This is a genomic window from Cellulomonas jepli (genome assembly GCF_047229345.1).
In the GTDB taxonomy this organism is placed as follows: Bacteria; Actinomycetota; Actinomycetes; order Actinomycetales; family Cellulomonadaceae; genus Cellulomonas_A.
In genome coordinates this window covers 41,968-63,717 of the sequence record NZ_JBFTER010000002.1, presented here as the reverse complement: position 1 = coordinate 63,717, position 21,750 = coordinate 41,968, and the positions used below count along the sequence as shown (strand labels likewise).

The 21,750-nt window shown below is 74.3% G+C and carries 23 protein-coding genes; 19 read left to right on the top strand and 4 right to left on the bottom strand.

What is annotated here, in order from left to right:
- The first annotated feature begins 133 nt into the window (after positions 1–133).
- The 7 genes from infA to AB6N24_RS00875 all read left to right on the top strand — a co-directional run bounded on the left by infA (position 134) and on the right by AB6N24_RS00875 (position 4,622).
- Positions 134–355, top strand: a complete 222-nt coding sequence (gene infA, locus AB6N24_RS00905) for a translation initiation factor IF-1 (RefSeq protein ID WP_012867920.1) — start codon at positions 134–136, stop codon at positions 353–355.
- Positions 356–417: 62 nt separating this feature from the next.
- Positions 418–531, top strand: a complete 114-nt coding sequence (gene rpmJ / locus AB6N24_RS00900) for a 50S ribosomal protein L36 (protein WP_013117849.1) — start codon at positions 418–420, stop codon at positions 529–531.
- 215 nt (positions 532–746) lie between these two features.
- Entirely contained in the window at positions 747–1,127 is a 381-nt protein-coding gene (gene rpsM, locus AB6N24_RS00895; RefSeq protein ID WP_034625821.1) for a 30S ribosomal protein S13, read from the top strand.
- 90 nt (positions 1,128–1,217) lie between these two features.
- Entirely contained in the window at positions 1,218–1,619 is a 402-nt protein-coding gene (gene rpsK, locus AB6N24_RS00890; protein ID WP_034625818.1) for a 30S ribosomal protein S11, read from the top strand.
- Positions 1,620–1,767: 148 nt separating this feature from the next.
- Positions 1,768–2,781: a DNA-directed RNA polymerase subunit alpha gene (locus tag AB6N24_RS00885; protein WP_034625816.1), complete on the top strand. Its 1,014-nt coding sequence runs from the start codon at positions 1,768–1,770 to the stop codon at positions 2,779–2,781.
- Positions 2,782–2,851: 70 nt separating this feature from the next.
- The gene (gene rplQ / locus AB6N24_RS00880; protein ID WP_412867576.1) at positions 2,852–3,409 is read left to right on the top strand and encodes a 50S ribosomal protein L17; all 558 of its coding nucleotides are present in this window, start codon (positions 2,852–2,854) and stop codon (positions 3,407–3,409) included.
- 334 nt (positions 3,410–3,743) lie between these two features.
- The gene (locus AB6N24_RS00875; protein ID WP_412867575.1) at positions 3,744–4,622 is read left to right on the top strand and encodes an alpha/beta fold hydrolase; all 879 of its coding nucleotides are present in this window, start codon (positions 3,744–3,746) and stop codon (positions 4,620–4,622) included.
- 91 nt (positions 4,623–4,713) lie between these two features.
- On the opposite strand, the gene AB6N24_RS00870 is transcribed toward AB6N24_RS00875, so the two are convergent.
- The gene (locus AB6N24_RS00870; protein ID WP_412867574.1) at positions 4,714–5,505 is read right to left on the bottom strand and encodes an ROK family protein; all 792 of its coding nucleotides are present in this window, start codon (positions 5,503–5,505) and stop codon (positions 4,714–4,716) included.
- A gap of 242 nt (positions 5,506–5,747) precedes the next feature.
- On the opposite strand from AB6N24_RS00870, the gene truA reads away from it, so the two are divergent.
- Positions 5,748–6,638, top strand: coding sequence for a tRNA pseudouridine(38-40) synthase TruA (gene truA / locus AB6N24_RS00865; protein WP_412867573.1), 891 nt, complete (start codon positions 5,748–5,750; stop codon positions 6,636–6,638).
- Positions 6,639–6,794: 156 nt separating this feature from the next.
- Here truA and AB6N24_RS00860 read toward each other — a convergent pair whose 3' ends face one another.
- Positions 6,795–7,409 (bottom strand): DUF5709 domain-containing protein, encoded by a 615-nt coding sequence (locus tag AB6N24_RS00860; RefSeq protein ID WP_412867572.1) that lies wholly within the window; start codon positions 7,407–7,409, stop codon positions 6,795–6,797.
- Between the two features lie 124 nt (positions 7,410–7,533).
- Here AB6N24_RS00860 and AB6N24_RS00855 point away from each other — a divergent pair, with 124 nt between their 5' ends.
- The 7 genes from AB6N24_RS00855 to AB6N24_RS00825 all read left to right on the top strand — a co-directional run bounded on the left by AB6N24_RS00855 (position 7,534) and on the right by AB6N24_RS00825 (position 14,486).
- Entirely contained in the window at positions 7,534–9,216 is a 1,683-nt protein-coding gene (locus AB6N24_RS00855; RefSeq protein ID WP_412867571.1) for an ABC-F family ATP-binding cassette domain-containing protein, read from the top strand.
- 266 nt (positions 9,217–9,482) lie between these two features.
- Entirely contained in the window at positions 9,483–9,932 is a 450-nt protein-coding gene (gene rplM, locus AB6N24_RS00850; RefSeq protein ID WP_258726101.1) for a 50S ribosomal protein L13, read from the top strand.
- A gap of 44 nt (positions 9,933–9,976) precedes the next feature.
- Entirely contained in the window at positions 9,977–10,465 is a 489-nt protein-coding gene (gene rpsI / locus AB6N24_RS00845; protein ID WP_258726102.1) for a 30S ribosomal protein S9, read from the top strand.
- A 106-nt stretch (positions 10,466–10,571) separates the two neighbouring features.
- A complete protein-coding gene (gene glmM / locus AB6N24_RS00840) occupies positions 10,572–11,918 on the top strand; it encodes a phosphoglucosamine mutase (protein WP_412867570.1) in 1,347 nt (448 codons plus the stop codon).
- Positions 11,915–12,580 carry a peptide deformylase gene (locus AB6N24_RS00835; protein WP_412867569.1) on the top strand — a complete coding sequence of 222 codons (666 nt, stop codon included), beginning with the start codon at positions 11,915–11,917 and terminating at the stop codon, positions 12,578–12,580. The genes glmM and AB6N24_RS00835 overlap by 4 nt, the downstream gene beginning before the upstream one ends.
- A gap of 370 nt (positions 12,581–12,950) precedes the next feature.
- Positions 12,951–13,721 carry a DedA family protein gene (locus AB6N24_RS00830; protein ID WP_412867568.1) on the top strand — a complete coding sequence of 257 codons (771 nt, stop codon included), beginning with the start codon at positions 12,951–12,953 and terminating at the stop codon, positions 13,719–13,721.
- A gap of 147 nt (positions 13,722–13,868) precedes the next feature.
- Complete coding sequence (locus tag AB6N24_RS00825) at positions 13,869–14,486, top strand: hypothetical protein (RefSeq protein ID WP_412867567.1); 618 nt, start codon at positions 13,869–13,871, stop codon at positions 14,484–14,486.
- An 85-nt stretch (positions 14,487–14,571) separates the two neighbouring features.
- Here the strand turns inward: AB6N24_RS00825 and coaA are convergent, their stop codons facing one another.
- Positions 14,572–15,537, bottom strand: coding sequence for a type I pantothenate kinase (gene coaA / locus AB6N24_RS00820; RefSeq protein ID WP_412867566.1), 966 nt, complete (start codon positions 15,535–15,537; stop codon positions 14,572–14,574).
- Between the two features lie 114 nt (positions 15,538–15,651).
- Here coaA and glmS point away from each other — a divergent pair, with 114 nt between their 5' ends.
- Together glmS and AB6N24_RS00810 are read left to right on the top strand one after the other, a co-directional pair.
- On the top strand, positions 15,652–17,508 hold the full coding sequence (gene glmS, locus AB6N24_RS00815) for a glutamine--fructose-6-phosphate transaminase (isomerizing) (protein WP_412867565.1): 1,857 nt from the start codon (positions 15,652–15,654) through the stop codon (positions 17,506–17,508).
- A gap of 94 nt (positions 17,509–17,602) precedes the next feature.
- Positions 17,603–17,962, top strand: a complete 360-nt coding sequence (locus tag AB6N24_RS00810) for a holo-ACP synthase (protein WP_412867564.1) — start codon at positions 17,603–17,605, stop codon at positions 17,960–17,962.
- A gap of 147 nt (positions 17,963–18,109) precedes the next feature.
- Here AB6N24_RS00810 and AB6N24_RS00805 read toward each other — a convergent pair whose 3' ends face one another.
- Positions 18,110–19,096, bottom strand: coding sequence for an LLM class F420-dependent oxidoreductase (locus AB6N24_RS00805; protein WP_412867563.1), 987 nt, complete (start codon positions 19,094–19,096; stop codon positions 18,110–18,112).
- Positions 19,097–19,323: 227 nt separating this feature from the next.
- Here AB6N24_RS00805 and AB6N24_RS00800 point away from each other — a divergent pair, with 227 nt between their 5' ends.
- Both AB6N24_RS00800 and AB6N24_RS00795 read left to right on the top strand, forming a co-directional pair.
- Complete coding sequence (locus AB6N24_RS00800; RefSeq protein WP_412867562.1) at positions 19,324–20,922, top strand: bifunctional ADP-dependent NAD(P)H-hydrate dehydratase/NAD(P)H-hydrate epimerase; 1,599 nt, start codon at positions 19,324–19,326, stop codon at positions 20,920–20,922.
- A complete protein-coding gene (locus AB6N24_RS00795; RefSeq protein WP_412867561.1) occupies positions 20,919–21,533 on the top strand; it encodes a nucleoside/nucleotide kinase family protein in 615 nt (204 codons plus the stop codon). Before AB6N24_RS00800 ends, AB6N24_RS00795 begins: the two co-directional genes overlap by 4 nt.
- The last annotated feature ends 217 nt before the right edge of the window (positions 21,534–21,750 follow it).

Below are 21,750 nucleotides of genomic sequence, written 5' to 3'. Positions count from 1 at the left end.
GGACCCGGCGCGTCGGTGCACTCCCGACCACGGAGCGTGTGAGCGGTTCTCGCTGTCCGGGCCACGGCTCGGGCGGCGCAGAGGGCGCGGGCCGACGTGGTGCGTCTCATCCATCAGAGAGTTAGCGGAGGATATGGCAAAGAAGGACGGTGTCATCGAGATCGAGGGCAGCGTTGTCGAGGCCCTGCCGAACGCGATGTTTCGCGTGGAGCTGGCCAACGGCCACAAGGTGCTCGCCCACATCTCGGGGAAGATGCGTCAGCACTACATCCGGATCCTCCCCGAGGACCGCGTGGTCGTTGAGCTGAGCCCGTACGACCTGTCCCGCGGCCGGATCGTCTACCGCTACAAGTAACCGCCACTCGATCACGCCGTCGGTCCGGGCAACCGGGCGCCACGGCGGCGGAGGAACACGCAATGAAGGTCAAGCCCAGCGTCAAGAAGATCTGCGACAAGTGCAAGGTCATCCGCCGGCACGGTCGCGTCCAGGTGATCTGCGAGAACCTGCGTCACAAGCAGCGCCAGGGCTGACGCCCTGACGCTCGGCAGGCCCGAGCAGCACCACCGGCCCCCGCCCCCGGTTCTCCCGGGAAGGGCCAGCAAGCGCACAGCCACTCCGGCGCAGCACCACGGACCTCCGGGTCCGCGGGACCGCGCCGGCGAACCCTCGGTCGGAGGCCGGGGCCCGCAGAACGCGGGAGGGCCGTGCGGAAGACCTCCGATGCAGTACAGGAGCCACCAGGCACATGGCACGTCTTGTCGGCGTCGACCTCCCCCGCGAGAAGCGGCTCGAGATCGCGCTCACCTACATCTTTGGCGTCGGCCGGACCCGCGCCCAGCAGACGCTGGCCGCGACCGGCATCTCCCCGGACGTCCGCGTGAAGGACCTCGGTGACACCGAGCTCGTCGCGCTGCGCGACTACCTCGAGGGCAACTACAAGCTCGAGGGTGACCTTCGCCGTGAGGTCGCTGCGGACATCCGCCGCAAGGTCGAGATCGGGTCCTACGAGGGCCTCCGCCACCGTCGTGGCCTTCCGGTGCGCGGTCAGCGCACCAAGACCAACGCGCGCACCCGCAAGGGTCCGAAGCGCACCGTCGCCGGCAAGAAGAAGGCCGGCCGGAAGTAGCCCGCGACGGGCAGGCGGCGCGCACAGCGCCGCGGCCCGCGCGTCGGACACCCGACCTCACGACCCCCGCAGACCCGGAAGAGAACCCACATGCCTCCCAAGTCCCGTACCGCCGTGCGCAAGCCGCGCCGCAAGGAGAAGAAGAACGTCTCCCACGGCCAGGCGCACATCAAGAGCACGTTCAACAACACCATCGTCTCGATCACCGACCCGTCGGGCGCCGTCATCGCCTGGGCCTCGTCCGGCCAGGTCGGCTTCAAGGGCTCGCGCAAGTCGACGCCGTTCGCCGCGCAGCTCGCTGCCGAGGCCGCCGCGCGTCGTGCGCAGGAGCACGGCATGAAGAAGGTCGACGTCTTCGTCAAGGGTCCCGGCTCCGGCCGTGAGACCGCGATCCGCTCGCTGCAGGCCACCGGCCTCGAGGTCGGCTCGATCCAGGACGTGACGCCCCAGGCGCACAACGGGTGCCGTCCCCCGAAGCGTCGCCGCGTCTGATCCACCGGTGGGCCGGGTCGCCGCGGGAGTGCCCGCAGCGACCCGGCTCAGCCGTGCACGACTCACCGACCGGGTGGACCGAGACCGGGTCGGCCAGCAGTAGCTGCGCAGCGTCATATGGCGGACGCGCGCTGAGAGGAAACCAGAAGTGCTCATCGCACAGCGCCCCACCCTGACCGAAGAGGTCATCTCGGAGAACCGGTCGCGGTTCTCCATCGAGCCGCTCGAGCCGGGCTTCGGCTACACGCTCGGCAACTCGCTCCGCCGCACCCTGCTCTCCTCGATCCCCGGTGCTGCCGTCACGTCCATCCGGATCGACGGCGTGCTGCACGAGTTCACGACCGTGCCCGGGGTCAAGGAGGACGTCACCGAGATCATCCTCAACATCAAGAACCTCGTCGTCTCCTCGGAGAACGACGAGCCCGTCGTGATGTACCTGCGCAAGCAGGGCGCCGGCGTCGTCACGGCCGCCGACATCGTGCCGCCGGCCGGGGTCGAGGTCCACAACCCGGACCTGCACCTCGCGACGCTCAACGAGAAGGGCAAGCTCGAGATCGAGCTCACGGTCGAGCGCGGTCGCGGGTACGTCTCGGCGAACCAGAACAAGTCGTACGACGCCGAGATCGGCCGCGTGCCGGTCGACTCGATCTACTCGCCGGTCCTCAAGGTGACGTACAAGGTCGAGGCGACGCGTGTCGAGCAGCGCACGGACTTCGACAAGCTCATCGTCGACGTCGAGACGAAGGCCGCGATCACGCCGCGCGACGCCCTCGCCTCCGCGGGCAAGACGCTGGTCGAGCTGTTCGGTCTCGCCCGCGAGCTGAACGTCGAGGCCGAGGGCATCGAGATCGGCCCGTCGCCGACGGACGCCGCGCTCGCCGCCGACCTCGCGCTCCCGATCGAGGACCTGCAGCTCACGATCCGGTCGTACAACTGCCTCAAGCGTGAGGGCATCCACTCCGTGGGTGAGCTCGTGGCGCGCAGCGAGGCCGACCTCCTGGACATCCGCAACTTCGGCGCGAAGTCCATCACCGAGGTCAAGGAGAAGCTGGCCGAGCTCGGCCTGTCCCTCAAGGACAGCCCGCTCGACTTCGACCCGACCGCCGCCGCCGGCTACTACGACGGCGACGAGGGCGACTTCACCGAGGACGAGCAGTACTGACGCCCCCCGGGAGGCGTGCGGCCCGTCCGGCCCGCGCACAGCCCTTCACTGACCTCAAGGAGTAAAGACCATGCCTACGCCCACCAAGGGTCCTCGTCTCGGTGGCGGCCCGGCGCACGAGCGGCTCATCCTGGCCAACCTGGCCACGGCGCTGTTCGAGCACAAGCGCATCACGACGACGGAGACGAAGGCCAAGCGCCTGCGTCCTCTCGCCGAGCGGCTCGTCACGTTCGCCAAGCGCGGTGACCTCGCGGCCCGCCGTCGCGTGCTGACGGTCGTCAAGGACAAGTCGGTCGTGCACACGCTGTTCACCGAGATCGCCCCGGCCGTGGCCGAGCGTCAGGGTGGCTACACGCGCATCACCAAGATCGGCCCCCGCAAGGGCGACAACGCGCCGATGGCCGTGATCGAGCTCGTCCTCGAGCCGCTCTCGCCGAAGCAGGCTGTCGTGCGCGAGGCCGAGAAGACGGCCGCGAAGTCCGCCCCGAAGAAGGCCTCGACGAAGGACGCCGCGGCGCCCGCCGCCGAGGAGCCGGCTGCCGACCAGGCCGTCGTCGAGGAGACCACGGAGGCCCCGGCCGCCGAGGCGACCGAGGCTCCGGCCGAGGACAGCGCCGACAAGGCCTGAGCACCACCGACGCGAGGCCCGGACCGGGGAGACCCGGTCCGGGCCTTCGTCGTACCCGGTCGGTGTCGCGGCGGATCGGTGTCGCGCCAGGCCGGTTCGGCGCCGGGATGGTGTCGCGCCGTGCCGGTTCGACGCCGGTTTCGTGTCGCACGGGGCCGGTTCCGCGCCGGGCTGGTGTCGCGCCGTGCCGGTTCGACGCCGGTTTCGTGTCGCACGGGGCCGGTTCCGCGCCGGGTCGGTGTCGCACCGGGCGGCTCCGCGTCCGGTCGCGTCTCGCGCCCGCGGGCGTCGTACCCGCGTGCGGACCGCGCACGGCCGGTGCGAGACTCCGAGGATGACGACCGACGCGTCCCGCGAGACCCGTGCCGGCTCGGGCGGCGAGCCCGGTGCCCAGGTGCAGAGCGTGCCGCCGACCAGCGGGGTGCGAGCACGGCCCGGCACGCTGCCCGTGGTGCTGCTGCACGGGCTGCGGACGTCGTCGACCATGTGGCGCGCGCAGGTGCAGGCGCTCGAGGCGGCGGGTCGGCGCGTCGCCGCCCCGGACCTCCCGGGGCACGGCACGCGCCTCGACGAGCGCTTCACGCGCGCGGGCGCGATCGAGACGGTTCGGGAGGCGGTCGACGAGGTCGGCGGGCGAGCGCTCGTGGTCGGGCTGTCGCTCGGCGGGTACATCGGGATGGCCCACGCCGCGGCGCACCCCGAGCAGGTCGCGGGCCTCGTCGCAGCGGCGTGCTCGACGCGGCCGGTGCGCCCGCTCGTCGCCGGGTGGTCGCTCGCCGCGCGCGGGATCGTCCGGCTGCCGGACCACGGTGCTGCCCTCAACCAGCTCCTCGTCGAGCGGGTGCTGCCGCCGTCGGCCGCCGAGGACGCGGGCGCGGGCGGGTTCGCGCTGCATGTCGTCGAGGACGTGCTGCGCGAGGTGTCGGCGTGCACCCCGCTCGAGGACCTCGCCCGCATCGACGTCCCGGTGTGGCTCGTCAACGGGCGGTTCGACCACTTCCGCGGCGAGGAGCGGCGTTTCCTGGCGGCGTGCCGGGACGGGCGGCTCGTCGTGGTGCCGCGCGCGACGCACCTCGTGAGCCTCGTCGCGCCCGAGCGCTTCACGCGCACCGTGCTCGAGGCGCTCGACGAGCTCGAGAGCGAGCCGCGGGCCCGATCGGCTCGTGGCCGACGCGTCCCGGTGGACGGCACGCCGAGGGCTGCGGTCCGCTGAGCGACGCGGGGACGCCGCCGGGACGCCGGACGCCGGGCGCCGGGCGCCGGACGCCGGACGCCCAGGGTTCGGACGCTGAGCGACCCCGAGCTCAGTCCGGGCGGCGCAGCTCCCACGCCCGCACGCCACCGACGATGCCCGCCTGGTTCGGCACGACGACGACGTCGTCCCCGAGCCGGGCGAGCACCTGCGGGGTGATCTGGCGCGCGTTCCCGCCGCCGAGGTAGAGCCGGTCCCACAGGAACACGGGCCGCAGACCGTCCACGACCCGGCGCACGCGCCGAGACCAGAGCCCGTTGCCGAGCCGCGCCCGCTCGATCTGGCCGATGTAGGAGTCGTAGGTGGTGTCGCGGCGCACGGGCGCGTGCGAGAGCTCGAGGTGCGGCGCGAGCACGCCGCCGTCGAACAGCGCCGAGCCGAGCCCCGTGCCGAGCGTGAGCACGAGCTCGACGCCGGTCCCGGACACGACGCCCGCGCCGTGCACCTCGGCGTCGTTGAGCACGAGCGTCGGCACGCCGAGCCGCGCCTCGAGCAGGGCACCGATGTCGCACCCGGACCAGAGCGCGACGAGCGCCGGGTCGACGCGCGTGTGGGGGCCCGAGCGCGTCACGTAGTGCGGGGTCGCGACGACGACGCCGTGCCGCACCATGCCGGGCATCCCGACGGTCGCCCGCTCGGCGCGCGGCAGGCCCTCCGCGATCGAGGCGATGGTCTCGACGAGCCGCTCGGGCGGCAGCGGGTAGGGGGTCGGGACGCGGACCGCGGGTGCGTGCAGCGTCCCCGCGGCGTCGAGCACCGAGGCCTTGATCCCGCCGCCGCCGCAGTCGACCGCGAGGGTGAACGACGCGCGACCGCTCGGGCCGGGGGCGACGGGTGCAGCCATCCGTCCACGCTAACGCCACCGTGGGCGCGGTCCACCGGTCCGAGCCGGCGGCGGCCCCCGTTCGACGAGGACGAGCCGCAGCACCGCCCTGGGGGTGGCGCACGACGTCGACCGCGTCCGGAGCGGGCGGTCGACGCTGCCACCCCGATGCCCCGGCTCCGGACGACCCGCCGGGGCCGACGGCCCCCGACGGTGCCGGCGCGCGGCCGAGGTGCTGGCCCCGGGGCGTTACGGTGTCCGGCGTGAGCAGCGTGCGTGTCCGTCTCGACCTCGCCTACGACGGGACCGACTTCGCGGGCTGGGCGCGTCAGCCCGGGCTGCGCACGGTCCAGGGGGTGCTCGAGGACGCGCTCGGGCGGGTGCTGCGGACCGAGAACCCGCGCGTCGCGGTCGCGGGTCGCACGGACGCGGGCGTGCACGCCCGGGGCCAGGTGGCGCACGTGGACGTCGCGCCGGAAGCGTGGGAGCGCGTGGTCGGGCGCACGACGCGGACCCCGGCCGAGGCGCTCGCCACGCGCCTCGCGGGCGTCCTGCCGCAGGACGTCGTCGTGCACCGGGTGAGCGTCGCCCCGCCGGGCTTCGACGCGCGCTTCTCCGCGCTGCGGCGCCGCTACACGTACCGGGTCTGCGACGACGCCCTGCTGCGCGACCCGTTGCGGCGCACCCACGTCCTGTGGCACCGCGCGCGCCTCGACGTCGACGCGATGGACACGGCGGCGCGCCTCCTGCTCGGGCGGCACGACTTCGCGGCGTTCTGCCGCCCGCGGCCTGGCGCCACGACGATCCGCACGCTCGAGGTGCTGCGCTGGGAGCGGCCCGAGGTCGGGGCCGACGCGGGGCTCGTCGTCGCGCACGTCCAGGCCGACGCCTTCTGCCACAGCATGGTCCGGGCGCTCGTCGGGGCGAGCATCGCGGTCGGGGAGGGGCGACGGGACGTGACGTGGCCCGCGGACCTCCTCGCGGGGCGGCGGCGCGACCCGGGGAGCGCGGTCGTCGCGGCGCTCGGGCTCACGCTCGAGGAGGTCGCGTACCCGCCGGACGAGGAGCTCGCCGCACGGGCCGAGCAGACGCGTGCGACACGTGCGGCGGACGACGTCGACGTGCTCCGCGGGCGCTGCACCGACGAGGGCTGACCGCGCACGGCGCCCCGGGAGCCCGCGCGCGGGCGCGTCGGTCGACGGGGTGCTGGGCGCGAGCCGGAACGCCGGCCGAGCCGGCGCGCACCCGGGGGAGCCGCACAGCACGGCGACGCGGCACCTCGCAGGCGGGGTGCCGCGTCGTCCGCCGGGTCAGGCCCGGTCGTCGGGCGCGAGGTACGGCGCGTCGGTGCTGCTCGGGTCCTCGGTGAGGCCGAGGTCGCCCACGACGTCGCGGTCGGTGCCGCCGTCGGCGTCCGCCGACACGTCGTCGACCAGGAGGTCCGTGTCGACACGGGGGTCCTCGTCCTCGAACGTCTCGTCGCCCGCGTCGGCGGTCTCGAGCTGGTCGAGCACGATCTCCTCGTCGTCGACGACGTGGATCGCGGCCTCCTCGGCGCTCACCGTGCCGGCGGTCGAGCCGGTCTCGATCGCGAACGCGTCGGTGCCGTGCGCCGCGACCGCGTCGTCGTCCTCGACGAGCTGACCCGCTCCGTCGGGCGCGACGTTCGGGTCACCGGGCCGCCGCTCCTCCCAGACCTCGGGCTCCTCCTCGTCGAGCCGCTGCGTGAGCGTCTCGCCGTGCGCCTGCTCCCACGCGGTCTCCCCGAAGTGGTTGGGGCGCGGGTGGTCGGGCGGCGAGTAGCCCTCCTCGAGCATCGTGTCGTCGTCGGGCTCCGCGAGCGTGTCCTCGCCGGGCAGCTGGTTCGTGTCGCCCTCGGAGCCGAGGGCCGGGTCGGTGCTGGTGGCCGGGGTGTCTTCACTCATGGCACTCACGATGGCACCGCGGCGCGTGACCTGCGAGGGGAGCGCCCGCCAGCGAGGGCCGCGGCGCGGGCGTGCGCGGGGAAAGAGGTCGCCCGCACCGCTCGCGGCCCGGGACACTGGTGGGGTGGGACACCTCGACATCAGCTCCGTGAGCTACTTCCTGCCCGACGGCCGCCCGCTGCTCGACGAGGTCGACCTGCGCGTCGCGGACGGGGCCAAGGTCGCGCTCGTCGGGCCGAACGGTGCCGGCAAGACGACGCTGCTGCGGATCGTCGCCGGCGACGAGGCGCCGCACGGGGGAGCGGTCGCGCGCAGCGGGGGACTCGGCGTGATGCGGCAGATGGTCGGGCGGATCGACGACGAGCGCTCGGTCCGCGACCTGCTCGCGTCGCTCGCGCCGGCGGCGGTCCGGGACGCCGCGACCGAGCTCGCCGCCGCGGAGCTCGGCATCATGGAGGTCGACGACGAGCCGGCGCAGATGCGGTACGCGACGGCGCTCGTCGACTGGGCGGACGTCGGCGGCTACGAGGCCGAGGCCGGCTGGGACCAGGTCACCGACTCGGTGCTGTCGATCCCCTTCGACCGTGCGCAGCACCGCGAGGTGCGCACGCTGTCCGGCGGGGAGCAGAAGCGGCTCGTGCTCGAGGCCCTGCTGCGCGGGCCCGAGGAGGTCCTGCTGCTCGACGAGCCCGACAACTACCTCGACGTCCCGACCAAGCGCTGGCTCGAGCAGCAGCTCGCGGCGTCGCCCAAGACGGTCCTGTTCGTCAGCCACGACCGCGAGCTCCTCTCGACGACGGCCACGCAGGTCGCGACCCTCGAGCCGACCGCGGCGGGCTCGGGCATCTGGGTGCACGGCGGCTCGTTCCGCACGTACCCGCAGGCGCGCGAGGACCGGCGCTCGCGGCTCGAGGAGCTCATGCGGCGCTGGGAGGAGGAGCACGCGAAGCTCAAGGACCTCGTGTTCACGCTCAAGAACAAGGCGGCGTTCAACGACGGGCTCGCCTCGCGCTACCAGGCCGCGCAGACGCGCCTGCGCAAGTTCGAGGAGGCCGGACCACCGCAGGTCATGGCGCGCGAGCAGAACGTGCGCGTGCGGCTGCGGGGCGGCCGGACGGCCAAGCGTGCGGTCGTCGCGACCGGGCTCGAGCTGACCGGCCTGATGAAGCCGTTCGACCTCGAGGTGTGGTTCGGGGAGCGCGTCGCGGTGCTCGGGTCGAACGGCTCGGGCAAGTCGCACTTCCTGCGGCTGCTCGCGACCGGCGGCTCCGACCCCGGCCCGGAGCACGAGCCCGCGGGGGACGTGAGCGTCGCGCCGGTCGCGCACACCGGCCGCGCGGTCCTCGGCTCGCGCGTGCGGCCGGGGTGGTTCGCGCAGAACCACACGCACCCGGAGCTCGCGGGGCGCACGCTCCTGGAGATCCTGCACCGCGGCGACGGGCACCGGCCCGGGCTCGGCCGGGAGCCCGCGAGCAAGGCGCTCGACCGCTACGAGCTCGTCGCGGCCGCGGAGCAGGCCTACGACACGCTCTCGGGCGGCCAGCAGGCGCGGTTCCAGATCCTGCTGCTCGAGCTCGGCGGCGCGACGCTCCTGCTGCTCGACGAGCCGACCGACAACCTCGACCTGCACTCCGCGGAGGCGCTCGAGGCGGGTCTGGAGGCGTTCGAGGGGACCGTCGTGGCCGTGACGCACGACCGGTGGTTCGCGCGCGGCTTCGACCGGTTCCTGTCGTTCGGGGCGGACGGCGAGGTCGTGGAGACCCCGGAGCCGGTGTGGGACGCGGGCCGGGTGCGACGCGTGCGCTGAGCGCCGTCACCGCGGGTTCAGCCGCCCGCGTTTTGACCCTGCCTGCGCGCGGCGGCTACTCTGGTGTGTCGTTGTGCGTCTCCCGCCTGCGCTGGATGTGCGAAGAGCAGCCGCTACCTGCTCCCGCCCGGGTCCAGCACGGTCGGTCGTGCCGGTGCGATCCCACTCGCCGGCCAGGGATGCTCCACCGACAGCACTCATCGGCGGGACCCCCTGTGGTCCCACGCCGTGAACACATTCAGCAACACGAGACGAAGGCTTAGACCGTGCGCACGTACACCCCGAAGCCCGGCGACGTCGAGCGGAACTGGTACGTCATCGACGCGACCGATGTCGTCCTGGGCCGCCTCGCCACCCACGTGGCCACGCTGCTGCGCGGCAAGCACAAGGCGACCTTCGCCCCGCACGTCGACGGTGGCGACTTCGTCGTCGTCATCAACGCGGGCAAGGTGGCCCTCACGGGCAACAAGCGTGAGACCAAGCTTGCCTACCGCCACTCCGGTTACCCGGGTGGCCTGCGTGCCACCGCGTACGCCGACCTCCTCGACAAGCACCCCGAGCGGGCGATCGAGAAGGCCGTGCGCGGCATGCTCCCGAAGAACTCCCTCTCGCGCGCTCAGCTGAGCAAGCTGAAGGTGTACGTCGGCGCGGAGCACCCCCACGCGGCCCAGCAGCCGAAGCCCTTCGAGATCACCCAGGTCGCTCAGCAGGCCTGAGCCTGCTGCAGCCAGCCACCCAGACAGGACGCGAGGACACACCAGTGGCCGAGACCACGGTCGACATCGACCTTGAGGGCGACGACACGCCCACCAGCTACACCTCCGAGACCGCTGCGCCCACGGGCCGCGGTCAGAGCATCACCGCTCCCGGCCAGGCCCTCGGCCGCCGCAAGGAGGCCATCGCCCGCGTGCGCCTCGTGCCCGGCACCGGGCAGTGGAAGATCAACGGCCGCACCCTCGAGGACTACTTCCCGAACAAGGTGCACCAGCAGCTCGTCAACTCGCCGCTCAAGCTCGTCGACGTCGAGGGCCGCTTCGACATCGTCGCGCGGATCACGGGTGGCGGCGTCTCGGGTCAGGCCGGCGCGCTGCGCCTCGGCATCGCCCGTGCGCTGAACGCGATCGACGCCGACTCGAACCGTCCGGCGCTCAAGAAGGCCGGCTTCCTGACGCGTGACGCACGCGTCGTCGAGCGCAAGAAGGCGGGTCTCAAGAAGGCCCGCAAGGCGCCCCAGTACTCCAAGCGCTGATCCCTCAGCCGTGGCCCGATGGCCCCGACGGTCACCAGACCATCGGGGCCATCGGCGTCTCACGAGCCCGCCGGCACCGCACGACGCACGACGAAGGAGTGATCTGATGGGTCTGTTCGGGACCGACGGGGTCCGTGGCCTCGCGAACCGGGACGTGACGGCCGAGCTCGCGCTCGACCTGTCCGTGGCAGCCGCGCACGTGCTCGGCTCGCTGGGCGAGTTCGAGGGTCACCGCCCGCGAGCCGTGATCGGTCGCGACTCCCGCGCCTCCGGGGAGTTCCTCAGCGCCGCGGTCGCCGCCGGCCTCGCGAGCGCCGGGGTCGACGTGGTCAACGTCGGCGTGCTGCCGACGCCCGCCGTCGCGTTCCTCACGGCGACGCTCGACGTGGACCTCGGCGTGATGCTCTCGGCGTCGCACAACCCGATGCCGGACAACGGCATCAAGTTCCTCGCGCGCGGCGGCCACAAGCTCGACGACGAGCTCGAGGTGGCCATCGAGGCCCGCCTGCGGGAGGACTGGGAGCGCCCCGTCGGTGCCGCGGTGGGTCGCATCCGGATGGACAACGGGCAGGCTGGTGCCGACTACGTCGAGCACCTCGTCTCGACGATCGACGTGAGCCTCGCGGGCCTGCGCATCGCGGTCGACTGCGCGAACGGTGCGGCGAGCGAGGTCGGCCCGGCCGCGCTGCGTGCCGCCGGTGCCGACGTCGTCGTCATCAACGCGTCCCCGGACGGGCGCAACATCAACGAGAAGTGCGGCTCGACGCACCCCGAGCAGCTCCAGGCCGCGGTCGTGGCGTCGGGCGCGGACCTCGGTGTCGCGTTCGACGGCGACGCGGACCGGTGCCTCGCGGTCGACCACACGGGTGCGCTGGTCGACGGCGACCAGATCCTCGGGACGCTGGCCGTCGCGATGCGCGAGCGCGGCACGCTGACCGACGACACCCTCGTGGTGACGGTGATGAGCAACCTCGGGCTGCGGCTCGCGATGACGGCGGCCGGCATCCGCACGATCGAGACCGCGGTCGGTGACCGGTACGTGCTCGAGGAGATGCGCGCGGGCGGCTACGCGCTCGGCGGCGAGCAGTCGGGCCACGTCATCCTCGCGCAGCACGCGACCACGGGTGACGGCGTGCTCACGGCGCTCCAGCTCGCGGCGCGCGTCGCCGGGACGGGGCAGAAGCTCGAGCAGCTCGCCTCGGTCGTCCAGCGGCTCCCGCAGACGCTCGTCAACGTCCCGCGCGTCGACCGGACGCGCGCGTCGACCGACGAGGTGCTCGCCGACGCCGTGCGCGCCGCGGAGACCGAGCTCGGCGACACGGGGCGCGTGCTGCTGCGCCCCTCGGGGACCGAGCCGCTCGTCCGGGTCATGGTCGAGGCCGCGAGCCAGGACGACGCCGAGCGCATCGCGAACGGTCTCGCGGACGTCGTGCGCGCCCAGCTCGCGCTGTGAGCGGCACGCCGTCCGACGCCGGGGCCCTGCTGCGCGAGCAGGTGCACCGCCTGCTCGACGCCGCGGACGCGCAGGACGGCATCGTCCCCGTCGTCCAGGCCGGCCACCCCGTGCTCCGCGCCGTGGCCGAGCCGTACGACGGTCAGCTCGACGCGGAGGAGCTGACCGCGCTCGTCGAGCTCATGCGGCGCACGATGCACGCGGCCCCGGGCGTCGGGCTCGCCGCACCGCAGATCGGGCTCTCGCTCGCGCTCGCCGTCGTCGAGGACCCGGGAATGCTCGACCCCGACGTCGAGCAGGTGCGTGAGCGGCCCCGCCTGCCGTTCCGCGTCCTGGTGAACCCGCGGTACGAGGCGGTCGGCGACGAGCGCGCGTCGTTCTACGAGGGCTGCCTGAGCGTCGTCGGCTACCAGGCCGTCGTAGCACGGCACCGTTCCGTCCGCCTCACGGGCGTCGACGAGGCGGGGAACGCGCTCGACGAGGTGCTCACGGGCTGGCCCGCGCGCATCGTCCAGCACGAGACGGACCACCTCGGGGGGACGCTGTACCTCGACCGGGCCGAGCTGCGCTCGCTCGCGCGGACCGACGAGCTCGGCGCCCGCTGGGCGGGTGAGCCGCGGCCCGAGACGGCCGCACGCGCGCTGGGCTTCCCGCTGCGCTGAGCCGCCGGGCGCGGCCTCTCCCGCCACCACCCCAGGTCGAGCGCGCCGCCGCCGCAGGTCGTGCCGCGCGGTGCTCCCCGGCGCACCTTGGGGCGCCCTCGGTCGTGCGACGGGGTATCAGGTGTCGCTCGGTCGGCCCCTCGGAGTAGCGTCCTGGACGCGATCTCATCCGCTCGACGGACGCGTCACCAGGCCCGTGTCCAGCACGATCGAGGGGAACGGGAGGGCACGCACCCTGGGGTCACCTGGGGGTCGCTGGGGGTCGTCTGGGGGGCTTCCCCCATTCCGGCGCCCGGTGACGGCGACCTACCGTGAGGAGGACGACCTCGCCGGCGGCTTCGCTGCCACGACCTAGTGGAGCTGATGACTGGTGCTGGAGGAGTGGATCCTCGCGCTCGCGGGCTCCGGGTGGATCTACCTGGGGATCTACGTGTTCGCGACGATCGACGGGTTCTTCCCGCCGGTCCCGAGCGAGTCCGTCGTCATCGCCGTCGCGGCGACGGCGATGGTCGGGGACGGGCCGAACCTGTGGCTCCTCGTGGCGTCGGCCGCGGCGGGAGCGTTCACGGGTGACCAGATCGCCTACGCGATCGGCAGCCGGGTCGACGTGCACCGCGTCCGGTTCCTGCGCGGCAGGCGCGGCCGGGCGACGCTGGCGTGGGCCGAGCACGCGCTGGCGAACCGTGGCTCGTCGTTCATCCTCGCCGCGCGGTACATCCCCGTGGGACGCGTCGCGGTGAACATGACGGCGGGCGCGCTGGGCTACCGGCGCCGCCGCTTCGTCGCGCTGACCGGGCTGGCCGCGGTGACGTGGGCGGTGTACGGGACGGCCATCGGGGTCGGCGCGGGGGCGTGGCTGCACGACCACCCCGTCATCGCCGTCGTGGCCGGTGTCGTGATCGGCGTCGTCGTCGGTCTGCTCATCGACTGGGTCCTGCGCCGGTGGCTGCAGCCGGGCGTCCCGGTGCTCGAGCAGAGCATCCTGCGCGACCTCGCCGCAGCGCCCGACCCGGCCGACGACCCCGCGGCGGACGCCGGTCCGGCGGGCCCGCTGCTGCACGAGACGCGCGTGAAGACCGGGACCGACCCCCGCGCGGCGCGGCCGATCACGTCTCCGCAACGATCCGCGCACCCGGGTTAACGATCTGGTCTCGTCCGGCGCCCTCCGCCGGGGTCCGTCCTACGCTGGTCATGGGACGACACCGCTGTCGTCCCTCCCGCCCACCGGACCACCTCTCAGGTGCTCCCTCGGTGCGCGGGCCGGCAGGGGGCGAGCGGGGGATTCGGCATGCGACGACGACACGAGGGGCGTGGGCGAGGGAGCCCCGGAGGGCGCCTGGTCATGCTCGTCGGCGGCGCGCTCGCCTGCGCGGCGCTGGCCGGCTGCGCGGGTGCGGGCGACCCGCTCCCCGCCGAGGCCGAGACGGCACCGCGGGCCGACTGCCTCGCACCGCAGGTCATCGCCTCGCTGGGGCTGCGCGCCGACGACGCGTCGGGCACCGCGCACCCGGACGTCCCCGAGCCGGGGGCCGTCCCCGAGGCCTTCACGCCCGTCACCGCCGTGCAGTGCGTGAGCGGGGAGCGGCTCACGGACGCCGACGGCGTGTGGGCCGCGGTCACCGTGCGGCAGCTCGAGGGCGACCTCGCGCCGCTGCTCGAGGCCCTGGAGCAGCCGTCCGAGCCGGTGCGCTCGGACCAGGCGTGCGCGGCCCCGGCGTCCCCCGCGTGGGAGCTGTGGCTCGTCGACGCGCTCGGGCGCGCGGTGCGGGCGGCGCGCCCCGTGGACTCGTGCGGCGCGCCGACCGAGCAGCTCACGGCGGCGGTCGAGCGGCTCGACACGACGGGCGAGGAGCACTTCCCGGTGGACCTGCTCGCCGCGCGGGTCACCGCGACACCGACTCCGTGAGGGCGGTCACGGGCGGCCCCACGCCCTGACCCGGGTCGCGGCCGCTGTCCGGGGGCCCGCGCCGCGCCGGTCGCCCGCCGGGGGCTCAGAGCTTGCGGAGCCGGACGCGCTGGACGGCGTGGTCGGGGCCCTTGGTGAGCACGAGCGTCGCCCGGCTGCGCGTCGGCACGATGTTGCGCTCGAGGTTCGGGGCGTTGATCGCGTCCCAGATCGCCTCGGCGCGCGTCACGGCCTGGTCGTCGGAGAGCGACGCGTAGCGGTGGAAGTACGACTCGGGGCGGGCGAATGCGGTCGCCCGCAGCGACAGGAACCGGTCCACGTACCACTGGCGGACGTCCGCGGTGCGGGCGTCGACGTAGATCGAGAAGTCGAAGAAGTCGCTCACGGCGAGGTTCGAGACGCCGCCGTCGAGCGACGGGCGGGCCGGCTGCAGCACGTTGAGGCCCTCGACGATGAGCACGTCCGGGCGTCGCACGACGACCTCGGCGCCCGGCACGATGTCGTACGTCAGGTGGTCGTACACCGGTGCGCGGACCTCGGGGCGGCCCGCCTTCACCTTGGTCAGGAACCGCACGAGCGCGCGCCGGTCGTAGGACTCCGGGAAGCCCTTGCGGTCCATGAGCCCGCGGCGCTCGAGCTCGGCGTTCGGGTACAGGAAGCCGTCGGTCGTGAGGAGCTCGACGCGCGGGGTCGCGGGCCAGCGGGCCATGAGCTCGCGCAGCAGCCGCGCGGTCGTCGACTTGCCGACCGCCACGGACCCGGCGACGCCGATGACGTACGGCGTGCTGCCGGTGTCCTCGCGCAGGAACGTGCTCGAGGCCTCGTGCAGGCCGCGCGTCGCGCCGACGTACAGGTCGAGCAGCCGGGAGAGGGGACGGTAGACCGCGTCCACCTCGGCGAGGTCGATCGGGTCGCCGAGCCCGCGCAGGCGCGTGACGTCGGCGTCCGTGAGCGGCAGCGGGGTGGACTCGCTCAGCCGTGCCCACGCGGACCGGTCGAGGTCGACGTACGGGGACGACGGCGCGAGGGCGGAGGGGGCCACGAAGAGCATTCTGCCGGACGGGGCCGTGCCGCCCGGCACGTGCGAGCACGGCGGACGGAGCCGCCCGCCGGACGTGCCGCAGATCACCGTGAGTCCCGCGTGCGCGCCCGTAGACTCCCCCCCATGTGCGGAATCGTGGGATACGTCGGCAGCCAGGATCCGAGCGGCCGTCCGCTCGACGTCGTGCTCGAGGGGCTGCGGCGCCTCGAGTACCGGGGCTACGACTCGGCAGGTGTCGCCCTCACGTGCGGGGACGGCACGCTGACGAGCGCGAAGAAGGCGGGCAAGCTCGCGAACCTCATCGAGGTGCTCGACGCGGAGCCGCTGTGCGCGTCGACCGCTGCGATCGGCCACACCCGCTGGGCCACGCACGGCGCGCCGAACGACGTGAACGCGCACCCGCACGTCGTGGGCAAGCTCGCGCTCATCCACAACGGCATCGTCGAGAACTACGTCGCGCTCAAGGCGGAGCTGCTCGCCGCCGGGGTGGTGTTCGAGTCGGAGACCGACACCGAGGTCGTCGCGCACCTCGTCGCGCGGCAGTTCGAGCAGACGCCCGACCTCACCGCGGCGCTGACGACCGTCGTCCGCCGCCTGCACGGCACCTTCACGCTCCTCGCGGTGCACGCCGACCTCCCCGACGTCGTCGTGGGGGCGCGGCACGACTCCCCGCTCGTCGTGGGTCTCGGCGACGGCGAGAACTTCCTCGGGTCCGACGTCGCGGCGTTCATCGCGCACACCAAGGAGGCGCTCGAGCTCGGGCAGGACCAGGTCGTGACGATCACCTCGACGTCCGTCGAGGTCACCGACTTCGACGGGCGCCCCGCACAGGGCCGTCGCTACACCGTCGACTGGGACGCCGCCGCCGCCGAGAAGGGTGGCTTCCGCTCGTTCATGGACAAGGAGATCCACGACCAGCCCCAGGCCGTCGCGGACACGCTCCTCGGCCGGACCGACCTCCAGGGCCGGCTCGTGCTCGACGACCTGCGCATCGACGAGTCGGTGCTGCGGTCGGTCGACAAGATCGTCGTGATCGCGTGCGGCACCGCCGCGTACGCCGGGCACGTCGCCAAGTACGCGATCGAGCACTGGTGCCGCATCCCGGTCGAGGTCGAGCTCGCGCACGAGTTCCGGTACCGCGACCCCGTCGTCAACGAGAAGACCCTCGTCGTCGCGATCTCGCAGTCGGGCGAGACGATGGACACGCTCATGGCGGTCCGGCACGCGCGCGAGCAGGGCGCCAAGGTGGTCGCGATCGTGAACACGCACGGCTCGACGATCCCGCGCGAGTCCGACGCGGTGCTCTACACGCACGCCGGGCCGGAGATCGCGGTCGCCTCGACCAAGGCCTTCCTGTCGCAGATCACGGCGGCGTACCTGCTCGGGCTCTACCTCGCGCAGCTGCGCGGCAACAAGTTCCCCGACGAGATCGCGGAGATCTTCGAGGACCTGCGCCAGATGCCCGACAAGATCCAGCAGGTGCTCGACCGCGCCGACCGGGTCCGGGAGATCGCCCGCTGGATGTCGGACACGTCCTCGGTGCTGTTCCTCGGCCGGCACGTCGGGTTCCCCGTCGCCCTCGAGGGCGCGCTCAAGCTCAAGGAGCTCGCGTACATCCATGCCGAGGGCTTCGCTGCGGGCGAGCTCAAGCACGGTCCGATCGCTCTGATCGAGCCGGGTCAGCCCGTCTTCGTGATCGTGCCGTCGCCGCGCGGGCGGGACTCGCTGCACTCGAAGGTCGTCTCGAACATCCAGGAGATCCGCGCGCGCGGCGCCCGCACGCTCGTGGTCGCCGAGGACGGCGACGAGGACGTCCGGCCGTTCGCGGACGAGGTGTTCTACGTGCCGCAGTCGCCCGTGCTGCTCGCGCCGCTGCTGGCGGTCGTGCCGCTGCAGATCTTCGCGTGCGAGCTCGCGACCGCGCGCGGCCTCGACGTCGACCAGCCGCGCAACCTCGCGAAGTCGGTCACGGTCGAGTGAGCGCGGGCCGCGGGCGGGTGCCGGCGGTCCGTGCCGCCCCGCTCGCGGGCCCCGCGCGGGTCGACCGGCCGGCTCCGGCTGCGCAGGTCGCCCGGTGATCGTCGGCGTCGGGATCGACGTCGTGGACGTCGCGCGGTTCGTCGCGACGCTCGAGCGCGCCCCGGGCCTGCTCGAACGGCTCTTCACGCCCGACGAGCGCCACCTGCCGCCCGCGTCGCTCGCCGCCCGGTTCGCCGCCAAGGAGGCGATCGCCAAGTCGCTCGGGGCGCCCGCGGGGATGAGCTGGCAGGACGCGACGGTGCGGCGCGTGCCCGGCCAGCAGCCGGTCGTCGAGGTGGTCGGGACGGTCGCGGCCCGCGCCGACGAGCTCGGCGTCGCGCGCTTCCACCTGTCGATCTCGCACGACGCGGGGATCGCGTCGGCGGTCGTGGTCGCGGAGCGCGACCCGGCCTGACCGCGGGCGACGGTCCGAGCACGGGGCCGTGACCCGGTCCTGCCCCGGGGCGCCGCCGGCCAGGGGCGCAGCTCAGCCCCGGCACGACGCGGGCCGCCCTCCCGCAGGAGAGCGGCCCGGCCGAGCGGTGCGGGTCGGGGGCGCCGGTCAGCGCAGCGCCGGGACGACCTCGCGCTCGAACAGCTCGATGCCCGAGCGGTCGTACGCGGCCTCGGCGAAGTACGTGATCGCGTACGTCATCCCGAGGCCCTCGAGCTCGCGGAGCTTGTCGACGATCTGCTCGGGCGTCCCGACGAGCGGGCCGTGCCGCAGCTGCTGGGCGAGCTCCGGGGCCTTGTTCGGGACCGTGAGCGCGTAGTGCTCCTCGGCCCACGCGATGCGGTCGTCCACCTCGGCCTCGGTCGCGCCGATGACGACGTTGTAGTTGGCCGAGCGCGTGATCTCCTCGAACGGTCGCCCGATCGCCTCGCAGTGCCCCCGCAGCACCTCGGACTTGTGCGTGAACGTCTCGGGCGTCCCGTCGAAGTTCGTGTACTGCGCGTGCTCCGCGGCGATGCGCAGCGTCTTCTGCTCTCCGCCGCCCGCGATCCACAGCGGCGGGCCGTCGGTCTGCAGCGGCAGCGGCGAGAGCTGCGCGCCGTCGACCTGGTAGTGCTTGCCGTCGAGCGTCGCGGTGCCGTTCGTCCAGAGCTGCTTGAAGATCTGCACGCCCTCGTCGAGCATCGCGAGGCGCTCCCCGGCGCGCGGGAAGCCGTAGCCGTACGCGCGCCACTCGTGCTCGTACCAGCCGGCGCCGATGCCCATCTCGACGCGGCCGCCGCTGATGACGTCCGCCGTCGCGGCGACCTTCGCGAGGTACGCGGGGTTGCGGTACGCCATGCACGTGCACATCTGGCCGAGGCGGACGCGGCGCGTGCTCGCGGCGTACGCGTTGATGAGGCTCCACGCCTCGTGCGTCGCCTCGCCGTTGGGCTCCGGGACGGCGTGGAAGTGGTCGTAGACCCAGATGGACTCCCAGACGTCGCCGGTGTCGGCGTGCTGGGCGAGCCCGTTCATGACGTTCCAGTGGTCGGCCGTGGCGATCCCGGTGAGGTCCTGCCGCCAGCCCTGGGGGATGAAGAGTCCGAAGCGCATGGAACCAGAACCTACCGCCGGGCCCGCTCCGCGCCCGTCGAGAGGCTGCGGTGTCCGCCCCTCGGGCGTCCGGCCTCCCGGCTCTCGGGCGACCTGCCTCCCGCCGCTCGCGCGTCCGGCCTCCCGACGCTCGCGCATCCTGCCTCTCGTGCCCCGCACCCCGCCGCCGCACCCCGCCGCCGCGGGCCGCCGAGCGCAGGCGCCCCCGACTCCGCCAAGATGGGCGCGTGATCGTCGCCTACACCGCCGTGGACGTCCGCGCCGCCGAGGAGCCGCTGCTCGCCGCGGGTGTCCCGCTGATGGACCGGGCGGCGTTCGCGCTCGCCGGGGTGGTCGTCCGGGAGCTGCGTGCGCGGCGCGGGCGCGTGGCGGGGAGCCGGGTCGTGGTGCTCGCCGGCGGCGGGAACAACGGCGGAGACGCCCTGCACGCGGGTGCGCTCCTGGCCCGGCGCGGGGTCACCGTGCTCGCGGTCGCGACGTCCGAGCGGCTGCACGAGGGCGGGCTGGCGGCGCTCCGGTCCGCGGGTGGCAGCGTCGTGAGCGTCGCCGACGGGGGTCCCGGGGTACGGGTGTGGCCGGGCGACGCGATCGCCGAGGCGTTCACGGCCGACGTCGTGCTCGACGGCGTGCTCGGCATCGGCGCGACCGCCGGGCGGGGCGCGGTGCGGGGACCGGGGGCTGAGGTGCTCGCGCTGCTCGGCGAGCTCGTGACGGACGAGCGCGCGCACGGGCGCGGCGACGGCCCGTGCGTCGTGGCCGTCGACGTCCCGAGCGGCGTCGGGGTGGACGACGGCGACGTGCCGCGTCCGGGGTCGTCGAACGGGTCCGGGCACGCCCCGGCCCACGAGCCAGGCGGGGTGCTGCGCGCCGACGTGACGGTGACGTTCGGGGCCCCGAAGCCCGCGCTGCTCGTGCCGCCGGCGTGCGCGTACGCCGGACGCGTCGAGGCGGTGGACATCGGCCTGGCCCTGGGCGACGCCCGGCCCGCCGTCGCGCGCCTCGAGGCCCGTGACGCGGCCGCGCTGTGGCCCGTGCCCGGCCACGGCGCGCACAAGTACACGCGCGGCGTCGTCGGCGTCGTCGCCGGGACGCCCGCGTACCCGGGCGCCGCGGTGCTGACCGTCTCCGCCGCGGTGCACGCCGGGGTCGGCATGGTCCGCTACCTCGGCTCGCCGGGCGTCACCGCGGCCGTCGTCTCGCACCGGCCCGAGGTCGTCGCCGGGGACGGACGCGTCCAGGCGTGGGTGCTCGGCCCGGGGGTCGACCCGACCGACTCGGCACAGGCCGAGCGGGTGCACGGCGCGCTCGCGGGCGTGCTGGCCCAGGAGCTGCCCGCCGTCGTCGACGCGGGCGCGCTGACCCTCCTGCCCGAGCGGCTCGCCCCGTGGGTCGTGCTGACCCCGCACGCGGGGGAGCTCGCGACGCTGCTGAGCGCGCGCGGCGAGGACGTCGACCGCGCGCAGGTCGAGGCGGAGCCGCTGCGCTGGGCGAGGCGCGCCCGCGAGCTCACGCGGGCGACGGTCCTGCTCAAGGGGGCCACGACGCTCGTCGTCGGGCCGGACGACGCCGTGTACGCGCAGGCCGACGGTCCCGCGTGGCTCGCGACCGCCGGTGCGGGCGACGTCCTCGCCGGGGTGCTCGGCGCGCTGCTCGCCGGCCGGGCCCAGGACCTGGCGGGCGAGCCGTCGCTCGTCGCGGCGCTCGCGGCGTGCGCGACTCTCGTGCACGGGCGCGCGGCGCACGTCGCGAACCCCGGGGGCCCGGTCGGGGCGCTCGCGGTCGCGGAGGCGCTGCCCCGGACCGTCGCCGAGCTGCTCGCGTCGTGATCCTCACCGAGGCGCTCGCGGACCGCGTGCGGGCGCTGCTCGCACGCGGCGGGCGGCAGCTGCTCGGGATCGCGGGCGCGCCGGGCGCGGGCAAGTCGACGCTGGCCGCGGAGCTCGCCGCGACGTTCGGCGCGCGGTGCGTCGTCGTCCCGATGGACGGGTTCCACCTCGCGCAGACCGAGCTCGAGCGCCTCGGGCTGGCGGACCGCAAGGGTGCGCCGGACACGTTCGACGCGGCGGGCTACGTCGCGCTGCTGCACCGGCTGCGCGGCGGGGACGACGACGTCGTGTACGCACCCGAGTACCGGCGCGACCTGCGCAACGGCGTCGCGGGCGCCATCGCCGTCCCGGCGACCACGCCCCTCGTCGTCACGGAGGGCAACTACCTGCTGCTCGACGACGCGGGGTTCGGGCCGGTGCGGGCGCTGCTCGACGAGGTGTGGTTCGTGGAACCGGACGACGACGTGCGCCTGGCACGGCTCGTCGCGCGGCACGAGCGGTTCGGCAAGGACCCCGACGCCGCGCGCGCGTGGGCGCACGGGCCGGACGAACGCAACGCCCGGCTCGTCGCCGGGACACGGGCGGGGGCGGACGTGGTCGTCCGGGTCTAGCGGGCCGGACGCCGTGGACGGGGCCGTGGTGCGTCCCAGCCGTTGACAGGACCGGGTGCGGCCCAGCCGTGGACCGGGGTGCGTCCCAGCCGGACATGGGTGGTCGCGCGGACGCACGCGTCTCGGCGTACCGGGACTGCGTCGCCCCCGGGGCGCCGGTGGACCGGCCACGGACGCGCCGGGTCCTCGCCGGGTGACCACGAGCGGTCGTCCACCG